The organism is Methylocystis sp. (assembly GCF_051061225.1).
In the GTDB taxonomy this organism is placed as follows: Bacteria; Pseudomonadota; Alphaproteobacteria; order Rhizobiales; family Beijerinckiaceae; genus Methylocystis.
In genome coordinates this window covers 1-4,928 of sequence record NZ_JBPFEB010000134.1, presented here as the reverse complement: position 1 = coordinate 4,928, position 4,928 = coordinate 1, and the positions used below count along the sequence as shown (strand labels likewise).

Sequence of the window (4,928 nt, the reverse complement as noted above, 5' to 3'; positions counted from 1 at the left end):
GGCGTTCGTCCAATCCTCCTCATCCATCTTCGTCGACATCGTGTCAGGCCTCCGATTCGCTCGGAAGCCTATGAATCACGACAGATTAACCGCGTGAATCCCCAAAATTCTCAACCACCAGATTTCGTCCACACGGCCTAGAGTCGGCGGGGTGTTCGTTGTCGTCCTGCTGGTCATCATTTTCCTCGTCGTCCGCCGCCCGATATGCCTCCCTCAAGGTTGGCTCGACGGCGGAAAGTGGCATGGACAACATGCTGACATCCGCGCTCGAGACGAAAACCGACTCTCCATCCACGTCCACGAAATGCAGCTTTTGCGACCCGCCGTATTCCATCGTTCCGAAGAGCTGCTGTAACTGCACCTTGTGCTCTTCTGCTTCTTCATCGCCGCTAGATGACAGGTCTGGATCAATCTCGAAACGCTGTGGAGTCGGACTGTCCGCAAAATAGAGCACAAGCTCGTTCGAGCCGGTCTCGTCGCCAGTATCCGTTGTCGAGCCGCCCAATTTACGAAACGGCGGATCAAACAGGAACTGGCAGAACATGAGGTGATCGAGATTCATCGCATATCTCCGATCTTCGGAGTCGAACACGACAAACATGTGTGGGCCAGCCTCCTCCTCCTGGACCCAGCGCCAAAGCCGCTTCTTTTCAGGCCCCGATACGATCAAACAGCCAGACGCACCGCCATGTAGTTTATAGAGAAATCTCCACACTTCAGGATCCATATCAAAGGCGGCGGCTTCCAATTCGTTGGAGGCCGCGTCGTCGAACAGCCAATCGCCCGGCATCTTGAACCGACGCCGCGCGCGCGCGATGGCGGCCGCGGCAGTTGGAAAAACTTTCTCCATAGGAACGTCGAGAGTCAGACATATTTGCACCGCCAAATCGAAACGGGGCTTTTGCACCCCCGCCTCAATTCGTTGGATGTGGCGCTGATCGGTCTCCACGGCTTTAGCCAACTTTTTCTGGCTGATGCCCTTTTTCTCGCGCAACGCGCGGATGTTGTTAGGCGTCATTCTAACCCCCTCTTTGCTTGTCCGCCGGCAACCACCTCGCTTTTGGTCGTCGACGCGCGGGCTGGCTGATGTCCAGTTTTCGCGGCCTTTCCCTGGTGTCCGATGAGGGAGAAGCCTGTCACCGGTATTCATGTTTTGTTCGCGTGCGGAACTTCCGCCTCGGCACTTCAAAATGTCTCAGTCTCATCAACCTCCAGGATTCTCCTTTTCGGAACACTGAACCATCCCGGGTCTGCCGCTGTCGCCTAACGATCCAAAGGATTGCCGCGCCGCCGACCTCACTCAAAGTGTTCATGTTTTGTTCTATCCGCAAAATAGCATAAATAAACAGGAAATCAATGCCTTGAGGAAGCCAGATGGGAGGGGTTCTGCGGAGTTGAGAAATCAATGTTCGCGTTCGCCCGCCAGGATTTCGCCTTATTCACATGCGCGAATTGAGGCTTGCGATCGCCTGCGATCAGAGTCTTCCGTGCTCCTTTGAACCGGCGGCGTCAAATGCGAGTTGCGCTTCGTCGCCCTTAGGGGATGGCTGATATCTCGTCCACCTTGAAATAGGTCTTCGACAGGAGCGGGCCGGCGCCCTTGGCGGACGTCCTAGAGCTTCTCGCCACTGCCCACAGGGGACTGAGCCGGCCGCGCCGCTTTTCCCGCCTTTGCCTGTTCGCGCGGCATGGAGCCGGAGCCGAGCGACGGCCGCGCGGCCCCTCTTCCGGCCTCGACTGAAACCGCGTATTATCAATGGCATGGCGTCAAGAAAGAAGAACTCCCCAGCGCCCTCCCGCGCCCCGACTACAGAGGCCCCGACGGCCGGTCCGCCAAAGCATGAGCTGACCGCCGCGGAAAAGGCTGCGGTCAAGCGTGGCGAGAAGCGGCGCTCGGGGCGAGTCCCGGCTCCGCGTGTTAATGTCAAGCGGGTCGACGGACGCGCAAAGCTCCTTTACGAACATGCTGACCAGGGTCTTGGTCGCTTCTTGCTCGCCGAAGCGCTTGGGATAACGGATGGCGATTTCTTGGGCGGTCTGCTCATTCAGCTGCTGCAGATTGGCGGAGATACCGTTGGCACTGACGAGCGGCTCAACTTCCTCCTTTCCGTCATCAAAGACGTGAAACCGCGCGATCAATTGGAAACCATGTTGGCGGCGCAAATGGCGGTCATGCACATGGCGACCATGACCTTTGCGGGACGGCTTAGCAAGGTTGAAAACCTTCCGCAGCAAGAGAGCGCCCTCAATGCGTTCAACAAGCTGGCGCGCACTTTTACGATTCAGATGGAGGCTTTAAAGCGCTACCGGAGCGGCGGCGAGCAAAAGGTCACCGTCCAGCACGTCAATGTGAGCGAAGGGGGCCAAGCCATCGTGGGCAATGTCGCGCCCCCGCCGAAACGGCGCAAGACGAAACCCAAAAGGCGCGCGCCAGCTCTCACCCATTCCCAGCAGGCGCCCATGCCTTTGATCAGCGAAGGGCAAGCCGAGCCTGTGGCGCTGAGGAAGGCGGAGAAAACAAACGCCAATGGCCGGAAATCATCCTCGTAACACCGAGCCCATGCTCGCCAGCCCTCGATGCGGGGCCAAGACCAGATCTGGGCAGCCCTGTCGCGCGCCAGTGGTTGCCGGAAAGACCCGCTGCCGCATGCATGGCGGCGCAGCGGGTTCTGGCGCGCCGAAAGGCAACAAGAATGCGCTGAAGAGCGGCTTATTCACACGCGAGGCGATCTCGCTGCGCAAGGAATTGCGCCAGCTGATCAGGCAGGCGCGCAAGCTGGCTGAGCAGATTGAGTAACTGGGCAAATCTCTCGGCCAACCGGCGCGCCTTGGCAATGGCCATGGTTGTCGGGATGGCGGCGGCCATTCACCCGAACTTCCCGGACCGGCTGGAAGTCTTTCGAAGAGGAGCTGCGTCTCTTTCCCGCCGACTGCATTGCCCCTTGAAAAAGATGCAAGCCTTTGCGGCTACGCGCTCGCCCACCCATGGACGCTGGATGGCATCCCGCGCCTCCACACACAATGCGCGACCGCCGCCTTCGCCAAGGTGTTTGCATCTGAATGACATCGCCGTCCTCGAGCCGGCGCGCGGCCTGGGCGCCGCCGCTACCGTTGGACAATTGTTGAGCGACCTCGCCCGCGAGCGCCGGTTCGGGACGGTCACGCTCGTGTCCATACATGGATCGACAGGCTGTGGAGTCCGATGAGTTATCGGGCCCGCGAGACCCTGCGCCGCTGAGATGATGCCCGCGAGGCATGAGCGGCTCCTGGGGCAATGCCGATCGTGCGGCGGATGCGCCGCCTGGACGCCGTCGGAGGTCTTTAGGCCTCGTTCGCCACCACTCCAGCGCGTCGCGCCCCAGCGCCGTCGACGCCCTCAAACGCTACCGGAGCGGCGGAGAGCAAAAAGTCACCGTGCAACATGTCAATGTGAGCGGAGGGGGCCAAGCCATCGTCGGCAATGTCACGCTCACGCCGAAACGGCGGCAGACGAAACCCAAACGGAGCGCGCCAGCTCTCACCCATTCCAGCCAAGCGCCCATGCCCATGATCAACGAGCGACAAGCCGAGCCTGTCGCACTGAGCGTGGGTAAAGAAACAAACGCCAATGAGCGGAAATCATCCTCATAACACCGAGCCCATGCTCGCCAGCCCTCGATGCGGCGCCAAGACTCGCTCGGGTCACCCTTGTCGCGCGCCAGTGGTTGCCGGAAAGACCCGCTGCCGCATGCACGGCGGCGCAGCGGTTCTGGCGCGCCGAAAGGAAACAAGAACGCTCTGAAGAACGGCGCGTTCACCCGCGAGGCAATCTCCCAGCGCAAGGGATTGCGGCCGCTGATCCGTCATGTGCGCAAGTTGGTTGAGCAGATTGAGTAACTGGCAAAACTCTCGGCTCCAACTGGCGCGCCTTGCCGGGAACGGACATGGTAGTCAGGATGGCGGCGGCCATTCACCCGAACTTCCCGGAACGACCGGAAGTCTTCGAAGCACGCGAGCGACGGCTCGAGACAATCGCGCTAATGTCCTTATATGGAACCGACAGGCTGTGGAGGCGGATGGGGTACAGGCTCCGGGAAAATGCCGGCTTGGCTGAGAAGCTGAAAGATTATGGGGCGGCCGCGGTCTATATGGCGAAAGAACTCTAGCGCAGCGGCGCCGCCGTCATGCTTTGGCCCGCGCAACCGGCAAGCGCCGAACCGCCAACCAAAGGCAACAGCGTGTGGCAGCCGGAGGGCGAAAATCATTGCCTCCTCCTCGCTCGTCAGACCGTCAGTCTGCGCTCTTCCGGCCCCGGCCGTTCATCATTGAAGCGACATGGCGCCCTCTCGAACGCCTGATTGGTGCCCCAATAATGACGCTATCCCATTTGAGAGTCTGAGCTATTGCAGCGCCTGCATCCGTGACAATTGCCCCTCCTGTTTCGCGGAGTCAAACATGGAAAGCCCAAAGCGTGAGAATGAACCGGGCTACGATTGGACGTCAGATTTGATTGCTATTGTTTTATTAGCCCTAGTAACTGCCCCATTTGTGCTTGAGTGGTTTTATTGGACCAGTTCACAACTGGGCAGATAGTTGCCCTCTCGGCAAAAGCTTAGGCTTTGTCGCATTATCAAGTCTCCCGCGGGCCCAACGCAACGAGCGAAAAAAGGGCGCGGCACCTGGACTCCATTAATCGCAAGAGCGTGCCCGAATCTCGCTTCTTTCATTGACACTTAGTAGACTGCGCGAACTACAGGATCGATGAGTGCGTGCAGCCTGGCTTCGACTTCGGTCTTCAGCCTGCGCAATCCTGCAGGACCTGGAGGAGATATCCGCCATATCCGCTTTTGGCGAGGCGGGCGGCGGTTTCGCGGAGGGCGGCCGCGTCGATCCATCCCTGCATGAAGGCGATTTCTTCCAGACAGGCGACGCGTTGGCCCTGGCGCTGC

At 59.7% G+C, this 4,928-nt stretch carries 4 protein-coding genes; 3 read left to right on the top strand and 1 reads right to left on the bottom strand.

Translation table 11 applies throughout. From position 1 onward, the window contains the following. Positions 1-85 precede the first annotated feature (85 nt). Positions 86-1,018 (bottom strand): helix-turn-helix transcriptional regulator, encoded by a 933-nt coding sequence (locus tag ACR652_RS23550; protein WP_434508910.1) that lies wholly within the window; start codon positions 1,016-1,018, stop codon positions 86-88. A 971-nt stretch (positions 1,019-1,989) separates the two neighbouring features. Here ACR652_RS23550 and ACR652_RS23545 point away from each other — a divergent pair. The 3 genes from ACR652_RS23545 (at position 1,990) to ACR652_RS23535 (ending at position 3,781) form a co-directional block, all read left to right on the top strand. Next, positions 1,990-2,550 carry a hypothetical protein gene (locus ACR652_RS23545; RefSeq protein ID WP_434508909.1) on the top strand — a complete coding sequence of 187 codons (561 nt, stop codon included), beginning with the start codon at positions 1,990-1,992 and terminating at the stop codon, positions 2,548-2,550. Next, positions 2,528-2,797: an HGGxSTG domain-containing protein gene (locus ACR652_RS23540; RefSeq protein ID WP_434508908.1), complete on the top strand. Its 270-nt coding sequence runs from the start codon at positions 2,528-2,530 to the stop codon at positions 2,795-2,797. The genes ACR652_RS23545 and ACR652_RS23540 overlap by 23 nt, the downstream gene beginning before the upstream one ends. Before the next feature lie 810 nt (positions 2,798-3,607). After that, positions 3,608-3,781: an HGGxSTG domain-containing protein gene (locus ACR652_RS23535; protein ID WP_434508907.1), complete on the top strand. Its 174-nt coding sequence runs from the start codon at positions 3,608-3,610 to the stop codon at positions 3,779-3,781. Positions 3,782-4,928: the final 1,147 nt, after the last annotated feature.